Annotated in this window: 15 protein-coding genes and 11 tRNA genes; 5 read left to right on the top strand and 21 right to left on the bottom strand. The window is 65.0% G+C overall.

All coding sequences use genetic code 11. The features are described 5' to 3' along the window. The first annotated feature begins 10 nt into the window (after window positions 1-10). Both gloB and IMX13_RS12150 read left to right on the top strand, forming a co-directional pair. Complete coding sequence (gene gloB, locus IMX13_RS12155) at window positions 11-775, top strand: hydroxyacylglutathione hydrolase (RefSeq protein ID WP_053519052.1); 765 nt, start codon at window positions 11-13, stop codon at window positions 773-775. Continuing rightward, complete coding sequence (locus IMX13_RS12150) at window positions 772-1,977, top strand: lytic transglycosylase domain-containing protein (RefSeq protein ID WP_111187163.1); 1,206 nt, start codon at window positions 772-774, stop codon at window positions 1,975-1,977. The genes gloB and IMX13_RS12150 overlap by 4 nt, the downstream gene beginning before the upstream one ends. A gap of 99 nt (window positions 1,978-2,076) precedes the next feature. Here IMX13_RS12150 and IMX13_RS12145 read toward each other — a convergent pair whose 3' ends face one another. The 12 genes from IMX13_RS12145 to IMX13_RS12090 all read right to left on the bottom strand — a co-directional run bounded on the left by IMX13_RS12145 (window position 2,077) and on the right by IMX13_RS12090 (window position 11,632). Next, entirely contained in the window at window positions 2,077-4,032 is a 1,956-nt protein-coding gene (locus tag IMX13_RS12145) for a peptidyl-prolyl cis-trans isomerase (protein WP_193396442.1), read from the bottom strand. Between the two features lie 130 nt (window positions 4,033-4,162). After that, window positions 4,163-4,239 (bottom strand) — tRNA-Asp (locus IMX13_RS12140). A 107-nt stretch (window positions 4,240-4,346) separates the two neighbouring features. After that, window positions 4,347-4,423: transfer RNA gene (locus IMX13_RS12135), tRNA-Asp, on the bottom strand. A gap of 87 nt (window positions 4,424-4,510) precedes the next feature. Next, window positions 4,511-4,587 (bottom strand) — tRNA-Asp (locus IMX13_RS12130). Window positions 4,588-4,671: 84 nt separating this feature from the next. Continuing rightward, window positions 4,672-4,748: transfer RNA gene (locus IMX13_RS12125), tRNA-Asp, on the bottom strand. Window positions 4,749-4,774: 26 nt separating this feature from the next. After that, a tRNA-Val gene (locus tag IMX13_RS12120) sits at window positions 4,775-4,849 on the bottom strand. A gap of 11 nt (window positions 4,850-4,860) precedes the next feature. Then, window positions 4,861-5,133, bottom strand: coding sequence for an HU family DNA-binding protein (locus IMX13_RS12115; RefSeq protein ID WP_005408270.1), 273 nt, complete (start codon window positions 5,131-5,133; stop codon window positions 4,861-4,863). 217 nt (window positions 5,134-5,350) lie between these two features. Beyond that, window positions 5,351-7,801, bottom strand: coding sequence for an endopeptidase La (gene lon / locus IMX13_RS12110; RefSeq protein WP_193396441.1), 2,451 nt, complete (start codon window positions 7,799-7,801; stop codon window positions 5,351-5,353). 142 nt (window positions 7,802-7,943) lie between these two features. Further along, entirely contained in the window at window positions 7,944-9,233 is a 1,290-nt protein-coding gene (clpX, locus tag IMX13_RS12105; protein ID WP_053520352.1) for an ATP-dependent Clp protease ATP-binding subunit ClpX, read from the bottom strand. A gap of 126 nt (window positions 9,234-9,359) precedes the next feature. Beyond that, entirely contained in the window at window positions 9,360-9,986 is a 627-nt protein-coding gene (clpP, locus tag IMX13_RS12100) for an ATP-dependent Clp endopeptidase proteolytic subunit ClpP (RefSeq protein WP_053520351.1), read from the bottom strand. A 76-nt stretch (window positions 9,987-10,062) separates the two neighbouring features. Beyond that, window positions 10,063-11,358: a trigger factor gene (tig, locus tag IMX13_RS12095; RefSeq protein ID WP_053520350.1), complete on the bottom strand. Its 1,296-nt coding sequence runs from the start codon at window positions 11,356-11,358 to the stop codon at window positions 10,063-10,065. Between the two features lie 189 nt (window positions 11,359-11,547). Further along, window positions 11,548-11,632 (bottom strand) — tRNA-Leu (locus tag IMX13_RS12090). A 144-nt stretch (window positions 11,633-11,776) separates the two neighbouring features. Here IMX13_RS12090 and IMX13_RS12085 point away from each other — a divergent pair. Continuing rightward, entirely contained in the window at window positions 11,777-12,436 is a 660-nt protein-coding gene (locus IMX13_RS12085; protein ID WP_080375359.1) for a DUF2306 domain-containing protein, read from the top strand. A gap of 44 nt (window positions 12,437-12,480) precedes the next feature. Here IMX13_RS12085 and IMX13_RS12080 read toward each other — a convergent pair. The 5 genes from IMX13_RS12080 to IMX13_RS12060 all read right to left on the bottom strand — a co-directional run bounded on the left by IMX13_RS12080 (window position 12,481) and on the right by IMX13_RS12060 (window position 13,318). Then, a tRNA-Lys gene (locus tag IMX13_RS12080) sits at window positions 12,481-12,556 on the bottom strand. Between the two features lie 164 nt (window positions 12,557-12,720). Then, window positions 12,721-12,796 (bottom strand) — tRNA-Lys (locus tag IMX13_RS12075). 79 nt (window positions 12,797-12,875) lie between these two features. Further along, a tRNA-His gene (locus tag IMX13_RS12070) sits at window positions 12,876-12,952 on the bottom strand. A 173-nt stretch (window positions 12,953-13,125) separates the two neighbouring features. Then, window positions 13,126-13,202: transfer RNA gene (locus IMX13_RS12065), tRNA-Arg, on the bottom strand. A gap of 39 nt (window positions 13,203-13,241) precedes the next feature. After that, a tRNA-Pro gene (locus tag IMX13_RS12060) sits at window positions 13,242-13,318 on the bottom strand. Window positions 13,319-13,499: 181 nt separating this feature from the next. Between IMX13_RS12060 and IMX13_RS12055 the strand changes: the two genes are divergently transcribed. Beyond that, entirely contained in the window at window positions 13,500-14,255 is a 756-nt protein-coding gene (locus tag IMX13_RS12055; RefSeq protein WP_053520416.1) for a Bax inhibitor-1/YccA family protein, read from the top strand. A gap of 75 nt (window positions 14,256-14,330) precedes the next feature. Then, window positions 14,331-14,951 (top strand): flavin reductase family protein, encoded by a 621-nt coding sequence (locus tag IMX13_RS12050; protein WP_053520417.1) that lies wholly within the window; start codon window positions 14,331-14,333, stop codon window positions 14,949-14,951. Window positions 14,952-14,954: 3 nt separating this feature from the next. Here the strand turns inward: IMX13_RS12050 and IMX13_RS12045 are convergent, their stop codons facing one another. The 4 genes from IMX13_RS12045 to grxC form a co-directional block, all read right to left on the bottom strand. Further along, window positions 14,955-15,716, bottom strand: coding sequence for a sulfite exporter TauE/SafE family protein (locus IMX13_RS12045; RefSeq protein ID WP_053520419.1), 762 nt, complete (start codon window positions 15,714-15,716; stop codon window positions 14,955-14,957). Window positions 15,717-15,913: 197 nt separating this feature from the next. Then, window positions 15,914-16,918: an isocitrate dehydrogenase gene (locus IMX13_RS12040; RefSeq protein ID WP_053520418.1), complete on the bottom strand. Its 1,005-nt coding sequence runs from the start codon at window positions 16,916-16,918 to the stop codon at window positions 15,914-15,916. Window positions 16,919-17,145: 227 nt separating this feature from the next. Further along, window positions 17,146-17,538, bottom strand: coding sequence for a carboxymuconolactone decarboxylase family protein (locus IMX13_RS12035; RefSeq protein ID WP_053519434.1), 393 nt, complete (start codon window positions 17,536-17,538; stop codon window positions 17,146-17,148). Continuing rightward, on the bottom strand, window positions 17,535-17,825 hold the full coding sequence (gene grxC, locus IMX13_RS12030; RefSeq protein ID WP_004154541.1) for a glutaredoxin 3: 291 nt from the start codon (window positions 17,823-17,825) through the stop codon (window positions 17,535-17,537). Before grxC ends, IMX13_RS12035 begins: the two co-directional genes overlap by 4 nt. Window positions 17,826-17,905: the final 80 nt, after the last annotated feature.

The following is a 17,905-nucleotide window of genomic DNA, read 5'->3' as shown; positions in this document are numbered from 1 at the left end:
GTCCAATTCTATGCGACTGACTGCCCTGCCCGCATTTGCGGACAATTACATCTGGGTGCTGATCGATGATGAAGGCGCTGCCATCGTCGTCGATCCCGGTGATGCCGCGCCGGTGCTCGCGCTGGCCGAACAGGGCCTGCGCGTGGATACCATCCTGCTGACCCACCATCACGACGACCACATCGGTGGCGTGCCGGCCCTGCGTGCCCGTTTTCCCGGCGCGCGGGTGGTCGCACCGGTGGAGGAACGCATCACCACCGCCACCGAACGCGTCGGCGAAGGTGAACGCGTTCAGGCACTGGGCCGGACGTTCCACGTACTATCCGTGCCCGGGCATACCCGCAGCCACATCGCGTTTCACACTGCTGAACATCTTTTCAGCGGAGATTCGTTGTTCAGCCTGGGCTGTGGACGCCTGTTCGAAGGTACGCCGTCCCAGCTGCTGGCATCGATGCGCACGCTGGGTACCTTGCCTGCACGACTGCTGCTTTGTTGTGCCCATGAGTACACCGTGTCAAATGCCGTCTTCGCGCGGCATGTCGACCCCGCCAACGCTGCCCTGCGGCAGCGCCAAGAGGAGGCTTTGGCCATGCGCCGCGATGACCGTTCCACCCTGCCGGTAACCCTGGCCAACGAACTGGACTGCAATCCGTTCCTGCGTGTGCACACCGCGCCGATCCGCGCGGCGGTGTCGGCGCACCTGGGGCGCGACGTCGTTGACGATGTCGATGTCATGGCCGGTCTCCGGCATTGGAAAGACGGCTTCCGCGCATGATGCGCCGAAGTCTGCCGCTGGCCCTGGGCATCGCTCTGGGGCTGGCTGGAACCGCAGGCGCGCAGTCGCTGGGCGCTGGCATCGGCCAGAATCTCACCGCCGCTGCTGCGTTGCCCCTGGACGCCTCTTCGCTGCCACCTGCATCGGTGCGCAATGGCCAGGAGATCTTCTCCAGCTTCCGCGATGGCCTGGCTGAACCCACCTGCGACGCCGAGGCCACCAGCCCGCGCTGGCAGAAGCAGTTCGCGCACGCCCCTTCGCGCCTGGCCAACCAGGATGACGATGCACTGGTCCTGTTCGGCTATGTGGTCGAAGAACTGCGCAAGGCCAACCTGCCGACCGAATTCGCGCTGATTCCCTTCGTGGAAAGCGGCTACCGGCCCAATGCCCGCAATGGCAGCGGACCGACCGGGTTGTGGCAGTTCATCGCCACCACCGCCCGCAACCATCGCGTGCCGATGGCCAACGGCTACGACGGCCGCCTGTCGGCGGTGGATTCGACCCAGGCTGCGGTGCGCTACCTGAAAACCCTGCACGGCATGTTCGGCGGCGACTGGCGGCTGGCCACCATGGCCTACAACGCTGGCGAATATCGCGTGCTGCAGGCGCTGCGCAAGGCGGGCATGAATGCGCAGAACGCCACGCCCTCAGCCCTGCCCGGCCTGTCGCCGGTCACCTATGCCTACGTCGAGAAGCTTCACGCCCTGGCCTGCGTGCTGGAAGACGTGGAAGAACAGCCGGGCGTCATGGCCTCGCTGGACCGCACCGTGCCGGTGCTGAAGGATCATGCCCTGCCGGCCGGCACCAGCGTCCAGCAGTGGGCCGCCCAGCGCTCACTGGACCCGGCACGCATCGCCCGCCTGAATCCCGCCCTGGCCGCCGGTGGCCGCCCCACGGGCACCACCCGGGTGCTGGCCCCTGTCGCAGCAGCGACCGCCGACGTGGTGGACAGCACGACGGCGCTGGCGGCCTCGGTTTCGCCCACCTCTGCCCCCGCTGCCTCGCCAGCGCCGCAGGTTGCCCGCACCGTCGCCGCCGCCGTCGACCGTCCGCGCAGCCGTCGGCATACGGTGCGCAACGGCGAGTCGGCCTGGACCATTGCCCGTCGCTACGGCATGCCGGTCAAGGCGCTGCTGTCGATGAATGGCCTGAGTGGCAGCAGCGTGCTCAAGCCGGGCGCGGTGCTTCGCCTGGAAGACTGACCGGCGCACAGCAGCACCGCGCGATCCTCCTGCTACCGGGCACCCGCCCACGAAAAAGGCCCGGCAATGCCGGGCCTTTACGTTCTGCCCGCCGTGGGCTTACAGATTCGCTTCGGTGGTCTGCACCACGAACTTCTTGCGCATCGCGTCGATGTAGGCCTTGGCTGCGGCCATGCCGTCGATCTGGCTCAGCTGTTCCTTCAGCTGCTTCTGCTGCTCGGCGGTCACGTCCTTGATGTCGCCCGGATTGACCTTGTTCACCGCGAACACCAGCGCACGGCCGTTGACGTCGACCTTGCCGTAGGTCGGCTTGCCTGCGGTGGGTACCGGCGCGCTGAAGATCGCGCTGTTGATTTCCGGGGTCGGCACCGGCTGGCCACGCGGCAGGCCCGGCATCGGGCTCAGCTGCAGCTTTTCGCTGGCAGCCAGCGACTGCAGGGTGGCACCGCCCTTCAACTTGGCCAGCAGCGCTTCGGCCGCCTTGTCGCTGGCCAGGCGCTGGCGGTCGGCACGGATCGCGGCGATCACCTGCTCGCGGGCCTTCTCCAGCGGCAGCGCCTGCTCCGGCGTGTGGGCCGCGACGCGGATCACGACGCTGTGGTTGGTGGCGCCGCCCAGCGCGATCGGATCGCTGGCGGTCCCGTCCTGCACCAGCACGTCCGAGAACGCGGCGCGCAGCACGGCCGGGTCGCTGGCGATGCCGCTGGCGGTAGCGCGGGTGATCGGTCCCAGGGTCTGCAGCGGCAGCCCCACTTCCTTGGCTGCGGCAGCCAGGTCGCTCGGGCTCTTGTTGATGGCATCGACCAGACGGCCGGCCAGCTCGTTGAAACCGCGCTCACCGTCGGCCTTGAGCTGTTCGGCGGCCAGCGTATCGCGCACGTCCTCGAACGACTTGCCTTCGCCGCCGCGTACCGCGGCCACCTTAATGATGTGGTATCCGAAGTCGGTCTTGACCGGACCGATCACGTCGCCGGCCTTGGCCGCGAACAGGGCGTCTTCAAACGGCTTGACCATCGCGCCACGCTCCACCCAGCCCAGGTCACCGCCCTGGTCCTTGGAGCCCGGATCCTCGGAGTTGGCCTTGGCCAGGGCTGCGAAGTCGGCACCGGCCGCCTTTGCCTCGGCCGCCAGCTTGTTCGCCTTGGCCTCAGCACCGTCGCCGGTAATCAGGATGTGGGCGGCCTGGCGCTGCTCCGGAGAGGTGAACTTGGCCTTTTCTTCCTCGTAGCGCTTGCGCAGGGTGGCTTCGTCGGCCGGCGTCGGCGCCGGCAGGTTGGCACCGTTGACCTCGACATACTCCAGCGAAACGGTTTCGGCCTGGCGGAAATCCTTGCCATGGCTGTCGTACCACTGCTTGATCTGCGCATCGGTCACCGGGGCCGTGTCAGCCGGCACCGGCGGCAGCGCAGCCAGCTCGACATCACGGGTTTCGCCCAGCAGCTTCAACAGGCGTTCGGTCTCGGCCTGGGTGACAAAACCGGAGTTCTGCAGTCCGGCCGGAATCACCGACTGCTGCAGGCTCTCGCGCACCAGTTCCTGGAACTGGGTCGGGGTACGCGGAGGATTGCCGCCGGCCAGCGCCAGGCGGTAGCTGTTTTCGTTGAACTTGCCATCCGGCCCCTGGAACGCCGGCATGGACGTGATGTACTCGCGCACGGCGCCATCGCCAATCACCACACCCGCCTGCTCGCCGACCAGGCGCACGACCTGCTCGTCGATCAGCTGATCCAGGACCGCCAGCTTGTTCTCGGTGCTTTCGAACGCGCGCGGGTCGAAGTTGTCGCCCTGCTGCTGGCGCTCACGCATGCGCTCCTGCTCGAAACGGGTGCGGAAATCCTGCGCGCTGATCTCATGGTGCTGCCACAGCATGCGTACCGGCCACCACGACGGCGCGGAACGCCACCAGGTCGGCGGTGCGGAAACCTTGGCCACGTTCTGTGCGCCAACGCCACCCAGGTAGCTGTTGTCGATCACGAACAGGAACGGAATCATCAGCAGCCCCAGGATCACGGTGACGATCCAGCCTGAGGTCTTGTCGCGGAGTTTCTGCAGCATGGTGAGGAATCACAAGGCCTGATTGGCGAGCCCGGCAGTGTAACCCGCTTCGTCGCAGGGACCAAAAACGCCAAGGGCGACATGCGCGCAAAGAAAAAGCCCCCGGCATTCGCCGAGGGCTTTTGAAAGTTGGCGGAGCGGACGGGACTCGAACCCGCGACCTCCGGCGTGACAGGCCAGCATTCTAACCAGCTGAACTACCGCTCCGCGCTTGAAACTTTGCAGGCGCCCAGTATATCCGAAGACACCCTGGAAACCCAGCCCGATGAACACTTTTTTCAAAGTTTTTTCACAGGGACTTAAGAACTGCGCAATGGCGGAGCGGACGGGACTCGAACCCGCGACCTCCGGCGTGACAGGCCAGCATTCTAACCAGCTGAACTACCGCTCCGTGCTTGCGACAACCCTTCTGCCTTCGTCCCGGACAGGCCGGGGAGAAGACAAGGCCCCCAGCTTTGGGCCGGGGGCCTCGATGTAATGGCGGAGCGGACGGGACTCGAACCCGCGACCTCCGGCGTGACAGGCCAGCATTCTAACCAGCTGAACTACCGCTCCGCGTTGTACTGCTTGTGTTCTCTTCCCGATCAGGATCAGGGAGAAAACAAAGCCTCCAGCTTTTGGCCGGAGGCCTCGTTGAAGTGGCGGAGCGGACGGGACTCGAACCCGCGACCTCCGGCGTGACAGGCCAGCATTCTAACCAGCTGAACTACCGCTCCACACTCAAACTTTTACCGCGGTGCTGTGGTGGGTGCTGAGGGTTTCGAACCCCCGACCCTCTCCGTGTAAAGGAGACGCTCTACCGCTGAGCTAAGCACCCCAGCGAGCCGCTTAGTTTACAGCATCCTTAAGGGCCTTGCCAGCCTTGAAGGACGGATTCTTCGAAGCAGCGATCTTGATGGTGTCGCCGGTCTTCGGGTTGCGGCCGGTGCGGGCTGCACGGTCGCGGACCTGGAAGGTACCGAAGCCAACCAGGGTGACCGCATCGCCGTCCTTCAGCGCCTTGGTGATGGCAGCAACGACGGCATCGACAGCGCGGCTGGACTCGGCCTTGGTCAGGTCGGCAGCTTCAGCAACGGCGTCGATCAATTCGGTCTTGTTCATTCTCTACAACTCCTTTGGCGGTGGGTTCCGCGGATTCGACAGGGAAGCAACCGCACGCCATCTGCGCGCGATCGCCATGTGGAAACGGTTCGCCGATTCAGAGATCGCCAACAGCGATCACTCATTTGCGAGTGCTGCTTTTATACCAGTGGCCCTACCCCCACGCAAGCTGGAAAGCCAGCAACGACGCGGGTTTCAGGCCATTCGGCAACGCGCGTCAGTGCTTGACGCGCGCGTTTCCACTCGGTTTCGCCTTGCTACGTACCGTGACGCGCTGCGCACTCTTGCGCGCCTTCTTCGGTGCCAGCGGACGCTCCAACGCCAGATCAAGCACTTCTTCGATGTACTTCACCGGCACGATCTTCAGATCACGGGTGACGTTGGCCGGGATGTCGGCCAGATCCTTGCGGTTCTCTTCGGGAATGATGACCGTGCGGATACCGCCACGCAGGGCAGCCAGCAGCTTCTCCTTCAGTCCACCGATGGCGGTGACCCGCCCACGCAGCGTGATTTCGCCGGTCATCGCCACATCGGCACGCACCGGCACCCTGGTCAGCATCGAGACCAGGGACGTCACCATCGCCGCGCCGGCGCTCGGGCCGTCCTTCGGCGTGGCGCCGTCCGGAACGTGCAGGTGCACGTCGTGCTTCTGCAGGAAGTCGCTGTCGATGCCGAAACGATCGGCGCGCGAACGCACGACCGACAACGCCGCCGAAGCCGATTCCTTCATCACGTTGCCGAGCTGACCGGTCAGGATCAACTGGCCCTTGCCCGGTACCAGCGTCGATTCGATCTGCAGCAGGTCGCCACCGACTTCGGTCCAGGCCAGGCCGGTGACCAGGCCGATCTCGTTTTCTTCCTCGGCGCGACCAAAATCGAAGCGGCGCACGCCCAGGTACTTGTCCAGGTTCTTGCCGGTCACCGTGACCAGCGCCTTGGCCTTCTTCGCGCCCTTCCTGGCCTTCACCGGCTGCGGGCCTGCCAGCGCGATCTCCTTCACCACCTTGCGGCAGATCTTGGCGATCTCGCGCTCCAGATTGCGCACGCCCGACTCGCGGGTGTAGTAGCGCACGATGTCCTGGATCGCATCGCTGCCGATCTCCAGTTCCTCCGGCTTCAGGCCATTGGCCTTGATCTGCTTGGGCACCAGGTAGCGGGTCGCGATGTTGAGCTTCTCATCCTCGGTGTAACCGGGGATGCGGATCACTTCCATGCGGTCCAGCAGCGGGCCCGGAATGTTGAGCGAGTTCGAGGTGGCCACGAACATCACTTCCGACAGATCCAGGTCCACTTCCAGGTAGTGATCGTTGAATGCGTTGTTCTGCTCCGGATCGAGCACTTCCAGCAGCGCCGAGGAGGGATCACCACGGAAGTCCATCGACATCTTGTCGATCTCGTCGAGCACGAACAGCGGGTTCTTGCTGCCGACCTTGTTGAGGTTCTGCACGATGCGGCCCGGCATGGAGCCGACGTAGGTGCGACGGTGGCCACGGATCTCGGCCTCATCACGCACGCCGCCCAGCGACATGCGCACGAACTTGCGGTTGGTGGCCTTGGCGATGGACTGGCCGAGCGAAGTCTTGCCCACGCCCGGCGGCCCGACCAGGCACAGGATCGGGCCCTTCATCTGCTTCACCCGCGACTGCACCGCCAGGTATTCAAGGATGCGCTCCTTGACCTTCTCCAGGCCGTAATGGTCGGCATCGAGTGTGTCCTGCGCAGCCTTCAGGTCCTTGCGCACTTTGGTGCGCTTCTTCCACGGCACGCCCAGCAGCCACTCCAGGTAATTGCGCACGACCGCCGCCTCAGCGGACATCGGCGACATCTGCTTGAGCTTGTTCAGTTCGTTGCGCGCCTTGGCTTCCACGGCCTTCGGCATGCCCGCTTCGGCGATCTTGCGGGCCAGCTCTTCCAGCTCGCCCGGCGCGTCGTCGAGGTCACCCAGTTCCTTCTGGATGGCCTTCATCTGTTCGTTGAGGTAGTACTCGCGCTGGCTCTTCTCCATCTGCGACTTCACGCGGCCGCGGATGCGCTTTTCCATCTGCTGCACGTCGATCTCGCCGTCAACCAGGCCGACCAGCATCTCCAGGCGCTCGCCGACGGCCAGCGTTTCCAGCAGGCGCTGCTTGTCGGCCAGGCGCACGCTGATGTGGGCGGCGATGGTGTCGGCCAGGCGCGCAGGCTCGTCGATCCCGGCCAGGGTCTGCAGCAGCTCCGGCGGCAGCTTGCGGTTGGTTTTCACGTACTGCTCGAACAGCGACATCAGCGAGCGGGCGATCGCCTCGATCTCGCGCGGCTCGCGCTCGTCCGCAGCGTCGATCTCCACGGCCTGGCCGTGCAGCGAACCGTTGCGTTCGTCGACATGGTTCACCTGCACGCGCGAGAGGCCTTCGACCAGCACCTTGATCGTGCCATCGGGCAGCTTCAGCAGCTGCAGCACCTGCGCCAGCGTACCGACCTGGTAGAGATCGGCCGCATGCGGGTCGTCGGTCTCGGCGGACTTCTGCGCGAGCAGCAGGATGCGCTTGTCTGCCTCCATTGCCTGTTCGAGCGCGTGCATGGACTTGTCACGGCCGACGAACAGCGGGATGACCATGTGCGGGAACACCACTACGTCGCGCAGCGGCAGGACCGGCAGGTCGAGGGTTTCACTTGGGGAACGGGCCATGGGGGCTCCAGGGAAGGGGAAAACCGCCTCCGGGAGGACATCTTCCGGAGACAAAAAAAGCCGATGGCCCCGTTATGGGGCCATCGGCTTTCAGATGCAAGGCATTCCTTTAAAATTCTTTCCAATCAACAACTTGGAAGAATCACTCGGCGCCTGCGGCCTTCTGTTCAGGGGCCGCCGGGGTCTGGTAGATCAGGTACGGCTCGGACTTGTGCTCGATCACCGATTCGTCCACCACCACCTTGCTGACGTTTTCCTGCGAAGGCAGGTCGTACATGGTGTCCAGCAGCACCGATTCGACGATGGTGCGCAGGCCACGGGCGCCGGTCTTGCGCTTGAGCGCCTTGCGGGCGATGGCCGACAGGGCGTCCGGACGGAACTCCAGTTCGACGTTCTCCATCTCGAACAGCTTCTTGAACTGCTTGGTGATGGCGTTCTTCGGTTCGGTCAGGATCTTGATCAGGGCCGGCTCGTCCAGCTCCTCCAGGGTCGCCACCACCGGCAGGCGGCCGACGAACTCGGGAATCAGGCCGAACTTGATCAGATCTTCCGGCTCGACTTCTGCCAGCAGCTTGCCCACTTCCTGCTTGCGCTCGGCGCTCTTCACCTTGGCGCCGAAGCCGATGCTGCCCACGTCGGTGGAACGGGCCTGGATCACCTTGTCCAGGCCGGCGAACGCGCCGCCGCAGATGAACAGGATGTTCTTGGTGTCCACCTGCAGGAACTCCTGCTGCGGATGCTTGCGACCGCCCTGCGGCGGCACGCTGGCCACGGTACCTTCGATCAGCTTCAGCAGGGCCTGCTGTACGCCTTCGCCGGACACGTCGCGGGTGATCGACGGGTTCTCGCTCTTGCGCGAGATCTTGTCGATCTCATCGATGTAGACGATGCCCTGCTGCGCCTTCTCGACGTCGTAGTCGCACTTCTGCAGCAGCTTCTGGATGATGTTCTCCACGTCCTCGCCCACGTAACCGGCTTCGGTCAGCGTGGTGGCGTCGGCCATGGTGAACGGCACGTTGAGCAGGCGGGCCAGGGTTTCGGCCAGCAGGGTCTTGCCCGAACCGGTCGGACCGACCAGCAGGATGTTCGACTTCGCCAGCTCGACGTCGTCGTTCTTCTGCCGGCTCTCGATGCGCTTGTAGTGGTTGTACACGGCCACGGCCAGGGTGCGCTTGGCGCGGTTCTGGCCGATCACGTACTGGTCGAGGACCTCGAGGATCTCGCGCGGCTTCGGCAGCGAGCTGCGCGCCGACTGCGCCTTCTCCTCAAGTTCTTCGCGGATGATGTCGTTGCACAGCTCCACGCATTCATCGCAGATGAACACGCTCGGACCCGCAATCAGCTTGCGCACTTCATGCTGGCTCTTGCCGCAGAAAGAGCAGTAGAGGATCTTGCCGGTGTCCGTGGAACGACCTTGGCGGTCTTCGCTCATGCTTCGCTTACCCAGTTACCCCACCCGCTGAACGGGGGTTCGATTCGAGAATAGCACAGGGCCGGAGGGACACCAGTCCCGCCCGACCCTGCAGGAACGAGGCCTGCCTGGCCCCGTGAAGGCGGCTCAACCCGCCTGGACCGACTCATCCGGGCGACGCTCCAGGACCTGGTCGACCAGGCCGTAGGCCTGCGCTTCGACCGCACTCTTGAAGTTGTCGCGCTCGGTATCGCGAGCGATCGTTTCCAGCGACTGGCCGGTGTGGCGGGCCAGGATCTCATTCAGGCGCGAACGCAGCGTCAGGATCTCGCGCGCGTGGATGTCGATGTCCGTCGCCTGGCCCTGGTAACCCCCCAGCGGCTGGTGGATCATCACGCGCGAATTGGGCAGCGCATAGCGCTTGCCGGCTTCACCTGCAGCCAGCAGGAGGGCACCCATCGAGGCCGCCTGGCCGATGCAGGTGGTGCTCACATTCGGCTTGATGTACTGCATGGTGTCGTAGATCGCCATACCGGCGGTGACCACGCCACCCGGCGAGTTGATGTAGATGTTGATGTCCTTCTCCGGGTTCTCCGATTCCAGGAACAGCAACTGCGCCACCACCACGTTGGCCATGTGATCGTCGATCGGGCCCACGAGGAAGATCAGGCGCTCCTTCAACAGGCGCGAATAGATGTCGTAGGCACGCTCGCCGCGGCTGGTCTGCTCGACCACCATCGGAACCAGGTTCAGGGCTTTGGTTCGGTTGTCCATTACGTGAGGTACCTATCTTGGGGGGAAACAACCCCGCGCCGGCAGGGACGCGGGGCATACGGTGATCCGCCCGGACTTACTGGCGGATCGCGTCCTGGAACGACAGCTTCTCTTCGGTGTGCTGGGCGCGCTCGGCGATCCAGTCGATCACCTGCTCTTCCATCACACGGTTCTGCAGACCAGACATCAGCTGGGGGTCGTTGCGGTACATCTCAATGACCTGCTCCGGCTCTTCGTAGGTCGAGGCGATCAGACGCAGCGTTTCGTTCAGGCGCTTGGGCTCCAGGCGCAGATCGTTGGTGCGCGCCACTTCGCCGACCAGCAGGCCGACCAGCACGCGCTTGGCGGCGGCGTCCTTGAAACCTTCGTGGGCATCGGCCGGGATCTCGCCCGGGTTGCGGCCGCTGCGGCGGATCTGCTCGACCTGCTGGGCCAGCATCGCGCGGGCTTCGTTCTCGACCAGGCGCGGCGGCATTTCCACCGAGGAATAGGCGGCGATCAGCTGCTCGCCCACTTCACGGCGCAGGCGGTTCATCAGCGCGCCCTTGAGCTCGCGCTCCAGGTTGGCACGGATGTCGCTGCGGAACTGCTCGACATCACCGCCCTTCACGCCGAAGCTCTTGATGAAGGCCTCATCGACCGCCGGCACCACGGGCTCGGACACTTCGGCAACCTTGACGGTGACCTGCACGGTCTTGCCGGCCAGCACCGGCACGCGCCAGTCGGCCGGGAAATCGACGTCCAGCGTCTTTTCCTCGCCCTTGGCCAGGCCGACCAGGCCCTTTTCGATGGTCTCGAACATCATGCCCTGGCCGAGCACGATCGAACCCTTCTCGGTGCCTTCGGCCGGCAGGCGCTCTTCGCCGGCCTGCGACCAGGTTTCGACCGCGACCAGGTCGCCATCCTGCGCGCCACGCGCAACCGGTGCCCAGGTGCGGCGCTGGTTCTGCAGGTTCTCGATCATCTGGTCGATGTCGGCGTCGGTGATCTCGGCGGTATGGCGCACCACGGTCAGCTTGCTGACGTCGATGTCACCGAAGTCCGGCACCACCTCCACGGTGGCCACGAAGGAGAACTCACCCTCGTCGCCCTTGTCGATGCGCGGGCTGCCGACGATGCGCAGGTCGTGCTCGCGCACGGCCGCGTCGAAGGTTTCGCGCAGCAGGCCGTCCAGCGCCTCGCCACGGACCTGCGCGCCGAAGCGCTGCTCGATCACCTTGGCCGGCACCTTGCCCGGACGGAAACCCTTGATGCGGGTGGTACGGGCGATTTCGCCCAGGCGGCCGTTGATGTGGCTCTGCAGACGGTCTTCCGGCAGCGAGAAGCTCAGGCGGCGTTCCAGGTTGCCGATGGATTCGATCGAAGCTTGCATGTTGACTCCTGCCACCGGTGGCGCTCTGGCCTCCGGCTCGATGATGGATGAAACGGTTGTAAGGTGACGGCGTCCGGGACGCGCCTGCTTGCCGCAGCCCTTTAGTTTCGCCCAATTCGGCGTGCACTGCCAGCGCAGGCCGGGCAAGCGCCTCGGGAACGCCCGGCGGGGGCGGAGGCAGGCCGGCACTGGTGCGAAAGGGGGGACTCGAACCCCCACGCCTTGCGGCACTGGAACCTAAATCCAGGGCGTCTACCAATTCCGCCACTTTCGCGTGGCCGGCACAGGCCGTCATTGTCGCAGGCGGGTGCACAAAGCGGAAGGCATGACAAACCTGAATACGTAGTCCGGACGCCCACGCGCAGGCGCCAGCACGTGCGCGTAGACTCGTGCCGTTGCCGCCACCCGGTCTGCCCCGATGGAACGCACCCCACTCCGCACGCCCCTGCAGGCCCGGATGCCCGGCTGGTCCACACTCGTCTGGCTGCTCGGTCTTGCAGTAGCGCTGCACTTCCTGTGGGTCACCGCACAGCGCTACGGGCAGGTCAGCGCAGAGGCCTATGGCATGTTCTGGGAGCGTCGCAACTGGCTGTGGCTGCATGTCGCCGGCGGCAGCCTGGCCATGCTGGCTGGCGCCACGCAGTTCATCGGTCCCCTGCGGCGACACCGTCCCCGGCTGCATCGCTGGCTGGGACGGATCTACCTGGCCGGCATCCTGCTGGGGAGCGCCGCTGTCGCCGGCCTGATCGCCACCACCCAGGGCTGGCTGGCACTGAAAATGGCGTTCGCTGCGACCGGCCTGGCGTGGTTGGTCACATCATTCTGCGGCTATCGCAGCATCCGGCGTGGCGACGTCGAGCAGCACCGGCGATGGATGCTGCGCAGCTACCTGGTGACGCTGTCACCCGCGGTGTTCCGCCTGGCGCTGCTGGTGCCTGCGCTCATGCAGCTGGCATCGCCTCTGGTGATGGTGCCGAGCCTGCTGGTACTGAGCTGGGCCCTGCCGCTGCTGGTGCATGAAGCAGGAAGGCGCGTGGTGTCCATCGGCACACTCGCAGAGCCGTCCGGCAGCCGCTGAACACCCAAGAAAAAAGCCACCTGGAGGACCAAGTGGCTTTCGTCTGGTGGGCTGTCAAGGATTCGAACCTTGGACCTATTGATTAAGAGTCAACTGCTCTACCAACTGAGCTAACAGCCCGAAATCGGGGCGCGAATTATGACCTGATGCGCACACGGGGTGCAAGCTTTTTTTCAACATCGTTGATCGATGCATGCGTGCCACGACCCAAGGTGCTTCGCATGCCCTTTGCGCGGCCTGCAGGCAAGAAAAAAGCCACCTGGGGTACCAGGTGGCTTCTGTCTTGGTGGGCCGTCAAGGATTCGAACCTTGGACCTATTGATTAAGAGTCAACTGCTCTACCAACTGAGCTAACGGCCCGTGAAACTCAGACGCACATTATAGCGTGCATTCTGTTTATTGCAACACCGTGTCGGCTGTGCCGATGCGGTTGAATCAGTGGGGTGGCTGAGGGGATTCGAACCCCCGACCACCGGAATCACAATCCGGTACTCTAACCAACTGAGCTACAGCCACCACTGAAACATTCGCTTCATCGCCAATGCTGCTGGCGCTGGAGCTTTGAAGCCTTGCCTGGAGACCGTCACCGAAGTTCGGGCCGCCGAAGCGAGTCCGATATTCTGGTGGAGTCCTCACGCTTTTGCAAGCCTTTCTTCACATCCGCCGACGCGGTCCCGGTGCCTCGCCAATGGCGCGCCCGACAGGAATCGAACCTGTAACCGCCGGCTTAGAAGGCCGGTGCTCTATCCAGTTGAGCTACGGGCGCCCGAACCGGAACGGCGTCCAATCCGACGTGGCGTGGGATTGGTCGGGGTAGAGGGATTCGAACCCCCGACATCCTGCTCCCAAAGCAGGCGCGCTACCAGACTGCGCTATACCCCGGTCTTGCAATCCCCTCGAGCCAGGCCCGGGGAGTTGGTCATTGTCGCCAAGCACGCGGCGAACTGTCAACGCAGCGATCTGTCCCGGGCGCGCGGTCACGGCAGTGGCAGTGGCCATCGGCTATGCTCGACATCGTCGGCCGGATGGCCTTCCTGATCCCTCATTCGCACGGAGAACGCGCATGCGCAGCGGCAACCCGGCTCTTTCCGAGTCGACTTTCCTCGACCTCGCCAACGGCTCGGTGGTGACCCGCCCCGACCAGGCGATGACCCTCAACGGCACCGTCAACAAGACCGGCATCCTGTTGCTGCTGACCGTGCTGACCGCAGCCTTCGCCTGGAACCAGACCGTGGCCTTCGGCCAGGTGCTGCCGGCCGCCAAACTGTATGCCATGGGCGGCGCGATCGGCGGCCTGGTGCTGGCGCTGGTCACCGTGTTCAAGAAGCAATGGTCGCCGGTCACCGCACCGCTGTACGCGCTGGTGGAAGGCCTGTTCCTCGGCGCCATTTCCGCCGTGTTCGAGCTGCGGTTCCCGGGCATCGTATTCCAGGCCGTACTGCTGACCTTCGGCACGCTGGCTGCCCTGCTGGTGGCCTACCGCACCGGCGTCATCAAGGCCACCGAGAATTTCAAGCTCGGCGTGGTCGCCGCCACCGGTGGCATCGCCCTGCTCTACCTGGCGTCGTTCGTGCTGTCGTTCTTCAACATCGAAGTCCCGCTGATCCACTCCTCCAGCGGCTGGGGCATCGCCTTCAGCCTGTTCGTGGTCGTGGTCGCCGCGCTGAACCTGGTGCTGGATTTCGATTTCATTGAGAGCGGTGTGGCCCAGCGCGCGCCCAAGTACATGGAGTGGTATGGCGCATTCGGCCTGATGGTGACCCTGGTCTGGCTGTACGTCGAGTTCCTCCGCCTGCTGTCAAAGATCCAGCAGCGCTGATTCCGGTCAGGCTGAAAACGACAAAGGGCGCCTCCGTGGCGCCCTTTCTGTTCCCCTCCCCCTTTCGACCCCGCCATGCCTGCCCTCTTCCACAGCTATCGCCCCGCTGACGGCCATCGCCTGCCGCATGACCCGTTCAACGCCATCATCGGCCCCCGCCCGATCGGCTGGATTTCCAGCTGCGCTGCCGACGGCGCGTTGAACCTGGCGCCCTACAGCTTCTTCAACGCCTTCAACTACACGCCGCCGATCATTGGTTTCTCCAGCCAGGGCCGCAAGGACTCGCTGCACAACATCGAAGCGACGGGCGAGTTCGTCTGGAACCTGGCCACTTTCGACCTGGCCGAAGCCATGAACGAGAGCTGCCGGGCGGTCGCGCCGGACGTCGACGAGTTCACGCTGGCCGGCTTGACGCCGTTGGCTTCCGGGCAGGTCAAGCCGCCGCGTGTTGCAGAAAGCCCGGTCAGCATGGAATGCCGCTGCACCCAGATCGTCCGCCTGCGCGATGCCGCCGGACAGGACACCAACGGCTGGCTGGTGCTCGGCGAGGTGGTCGCCGTACATATCGAGGCACGACTGCTGGTCGATGGCATCTACGACACTGCAGCCGCCGACCCGATCCTGCGCGGCGGTGGACCGGCCGACTATTTCCGCGTCAGTGCCGAGCAGCGTTTCCGCATGTTCCGGCCGGCCTGAATCTCAGCCGGCAACCGGGCGCGCCAACAGGGCCGGCAGCGACGAGGCGAGCAGCGCGATGCCCGACAGCGTCAGCAGGCTCAATACGATCTGGCGGAACCGCGCCTCGCTGATGCCGATGTAGACCCGCGCCCCCAGCAGCGCCGGAACCAGCATGGCCGGGGCGACGACAGCGAAGTACGGCAACATCTGCCGGGTAACCAGGCCACTGCCGACGTAGGTGGCCATGGTGACCGACAGCATCGCCAGGTTGAAGTTCTGGATGACCGCGCGCTGCTCCTCCTTGCCGAAACCACGCAGCGTGCTCCACAACGTGGGCACGGGACCTGCGAAGCCGCCGATGCCGCTGAGCACGCCACCGGCCATGCCCGCCACGGTGTCGCCGATGCGCCCGCCCGTGGTGATCGGCGGCAGCGAACGGGCCATCAGCATCACCGGGCACCACAGTGCCAGGAAGCCTCCCAGCAGGGCCTTGAACCAGTCCATGTCCAGCTGCGGCAATACCATCACGCCCAGCGGAATGCCCGCCAGGCCGCCGAAGACGAAGGGCAGCAGCAGACGCAGATTGAATCCGCGCCGCACGGTGAACACCGCCACCAGCTGACCCACCAGCGCGCCGAACACCGACAGCGTAGCCGCCAGGCGTGGCTCCAGCCCCCACGCCCAGAACGACATGGCGACCATTCCGAACGCAAAGCCGGACAGTCCCTGCACGAATCCCGCCACGATCGCTCCAAGTGCGACCAGCAGATACACCGAATCCATCATCACCTCGCTACGACCCCGTGGCTACGCTGCCACGCCGGCCTGGGCAGCGTAGTGCGTGGCAAGGTACCCGACCAGCGCGCGCACTTTCGGTGCCGCCACACCACATGAGCTGCGCAGAGCATGCGCAGGCACCCAAACGCAACGGGGCGCCCGAAGGCGCCCCGCTGGAAATCCAGACAAGGTCCAGCCACCGCTTACAGGCGCGTGGCGATGGCCTTGGCGAAGCTCATGGTGGTGCCGGTGCCGCCCAGGTCGCCGGTCAGCGAGTCCTTGGCTTCCATGGTCGCCACGATGGCCTTGCGCAGGCGCTCGGCATTCTGCGGCTGGCCGATATGATCCAGCATCTGTGCCGCCGCCAGCAGCAGCGCGCAGGGATTGGCCTTGCCCTGGCCCGCGATGTCCGGCGCGGTGCCGTGCACCGCTTCGAAGATCGCCGCGTCCTTGCCGATGTTGGCACCCGGGGCCAGGCCCAGGCCGCCGACCAGGCCGGCGCAGAGATCGGAAATGATGTCGCCGAACAGGTTGGTGGTGACGATCACATCGAACTGTTCCGGGCGCATCACCAGCTGCATGCAGGTGTTGTCGACGATCATTTCCTGGAACTCGATGTCCGGATACTGCGCGGCCACTTCACGGGCGACGTTCAGGAACAGGCCCGAGGTCGACTTGATGATGTTGGCCTTGTGCACGGCGGTGACCTTCTTGCGGCCGACGCTGCGGGCCAGTTCGAAGGCGTAGCGCACGATGCGCTCCGAGCCCTTGCGGGTGATGCGGGTGCCGGAGAAGGCAGTCTCGCCGTCGGCCGACACTTCCTGGCCTTCGGCCAGGTAGGCGCCTTCGGTGTTCTCACGCACGGTGATCAGGTCGACGTTGTCGAAACGCGACTTGGTGTTCGGGAAGGTGTGGGCCGGACGCACGTTGGCGTACAGGTCGAAATGGCGGCGCAGGCTGACATTGATCGAGGTGAAGCCACCACCGACCGGCGTGGTCAGCGGGCTCTTCAGGGCAACCTTGTTGCGCGCGATCGAGTCCAGGGTGACCGCCGGCATCAGGTCGCCGTGCTTCTCCAGCGCCGCCAGGCCGGCGTCGGCCTCTTCATACTCCAGGCCGGCATTGAGCTGGTCGAGCACGTACAGGGTGGCGTCCATGATCTCCGGGCCGATGCCGTCGCCGCGGATGACCGTAATTTTCTGCGTCATTGATCGATGTTCCGAACAGGGGGAAAAAACGCCGTCCGGACGTGCCCGGAAACGCCGGCGCAAAGGAAGTTTCACCGGCAATTATGCCTGAGCCGGGGCCGAGGTCCCAAATAGACCATGGTCCCAGTCCCCGGCTCAGGCAGAATTGCCCGCGTATTCCGGTAGCGCCGGGCCATGCCCGGCGGGTGGGCGTCCGGTCATTCGCCGGGCATGGCCCGGCGTTACCCTCAGTGCTCGTGGGCTTCCGGGGCGGCGGCACCGCCTTCGAGCTGGTCGAGGAAATCGACCGCGCGGCGCAGGTGCGGGATCACGATCGAGCCGCCGACCACCAGGCCGACCGAGAAGGTCTCGAAGAACTCCTCGCGGGTCACCCCGGCCTCCTTGCACTGGGCCACGTGGTAGCTGATGCAGTCGTCGCAGCGCAGCACCATCGAGGCCACCAGCCCCAGCAGCTCCTTGGTCTTCACATCCAGCGCACCGGCCTGGTAGGTCTGCGTATCCAGCGCGAAGAACCGGCGCACCACCTGGTTCGGCTCGCCCAGGATGCGCTCGTTCATGCGCTTGCGGAACGCGGTGAACTCGGCGATGCGGTCCTTGCTGCCGTCGTCGGCCGCGCTCATGCCTGGCCCTGCCCGGCCAGCAGCGGCTCAAGCTTGCCTTCACGGTGCAGCGCCATCATGTCGTCATAGCCACCGACATGGACGTCGCCGACGAAGATCTGCGGCACGCTGGTGCGGCGGGTCAGCGCCATCATCTTCTCGCGTTCGGCCGGGTCCAGGTCGATGCGGACCTCGGTCCACTGCTGGCCCTTGCTCTTGAGGAAGTTCTTGGCGGCCACGCAGTACGGGCAGACGGCAGTGGAATAGATGGTGATGGCGGGGGCACCGCCGGCGGTCTGGGCTGTCACGGGAAACTCCACGATGGATCGACGGTCTACATATGGTACCGGTGCGCTGGAATTTCCACGCTACCACCGCAACACTGTGG

Source organism: Stenotrophomonas sp. B2 (genome assembly GCF_014947095.1).
Taxonomy (GTDB): domain Bacteria; phylum Pseudomonadota; class Gammaproteobacteria; order Xanthomonadales; family Xanthomonadaceae; genus Stenotrophomonas; species Stenotrophomonas maltophilia_P.
This window is presented reverse-complemented; position numbering and strand designations above follow the sequence as displayed.

Excerpts from the sequence above, each read along its gene's own strand:
- tig (WP_053520350.1), bottom strand. The coding sequence starts at position 11,358 with ATGCAAGCTTCGATCGAATCCATCGGCAACCTGGAACGCCGCCTGAGC.
- clpX (WP_053520352.1), bottom strand. The coding sequence starts at position 9,233 with ATGAGCGAAGACCGCCAAGGTCGTTCCACGGACACCGGCAAGATCCTC.
- gloB (WP_053519052.1), top strand. The coding sequence starts at position 11 with ATGCGACTGACTGCCCTGCCCGCATTTGCGGACAATTACATCTGGGTG.
- IMX13_RS12050 (WP_053520417.1), top strand. The coding sequence starts at position 14,331 with ATGCCTGCCCTCTTCCACAGCTATCGCCCCGCTGACGGCCATCGCCTG.
- IMX13_RS12055 (WP_053520416.1), top strand. The coding sequence starts at position 13,500 with ATGCGCAGCGGCAACCCGGCTCTTTCCGAGTCGACTTTCCTCGACCTC.
- IMX13_RS12150 (WP_111187163.1), top strand. The coding sequence starts at position 772 with ATGATGCGCCGAAGTCTGCCGCTGGCCCTGGGCATCGCTCTGGGGCTG.
- IMX13_RS12085 (WP_080375359.1), top strand. The coding sequence starts at position 11,777 with ATGGAACGCACCCCACTCCGCACGCCCCTGCAGGCCCGGATGCCCGGC.
- IMX13_RS12045 (WP_053520419.1), bottom strand. The coding sequence starts at position 15,716 with ATGGATTCGGTGTATCTGCTGGTCGCACTTGGAGCGATCGTGGCGGGA.
- IMX13_RS12040 (WP_053520418.1), bottom strand. The coding sequence starts at position 16,918 with ATGACGCAGAAAATTACGGTCATCCGCGGCGACGGCATCGGCCCGGAG.
- IMX13_RS12115 (WP_005408270.1), bottom strand. The coding sequence starts at position 5,133 with ATGAACAAGACCGAATTGATCGACGCCGTTGCTGAAGCTGCCGACCTG.
- clpP (WP_053520351.1), bottom strand. The coding sequence starts at position 9,986 with ATGGACAACCGAACCAAAGCCCTGAACCTGGTTCCGATGGTGGTCGAG.
- lon (WP_193396441.1), bottom strand. The coding sequence starts at position 7,801 with ATGGCCCGTTCCCCAAGTGAAACCCTCGACCTGCCGGTCCTGCCGCTG.
- IMX13_RS12145 (WP_193396442.1), bottom strand. The coding sequence starts at position 4,032 with ATGCTGCAGAAACTCCGCGACAAGACCTCAGGCTGGATCGTCACCGTG.
- IMX13_RS12035 (WP_053519434.1), bottom strand. The coding sequence starts at position 17,538 with ATGAGCGCGGCCGACGACGGCAGCAAGGACCGCATCGCCGAGTTCACC.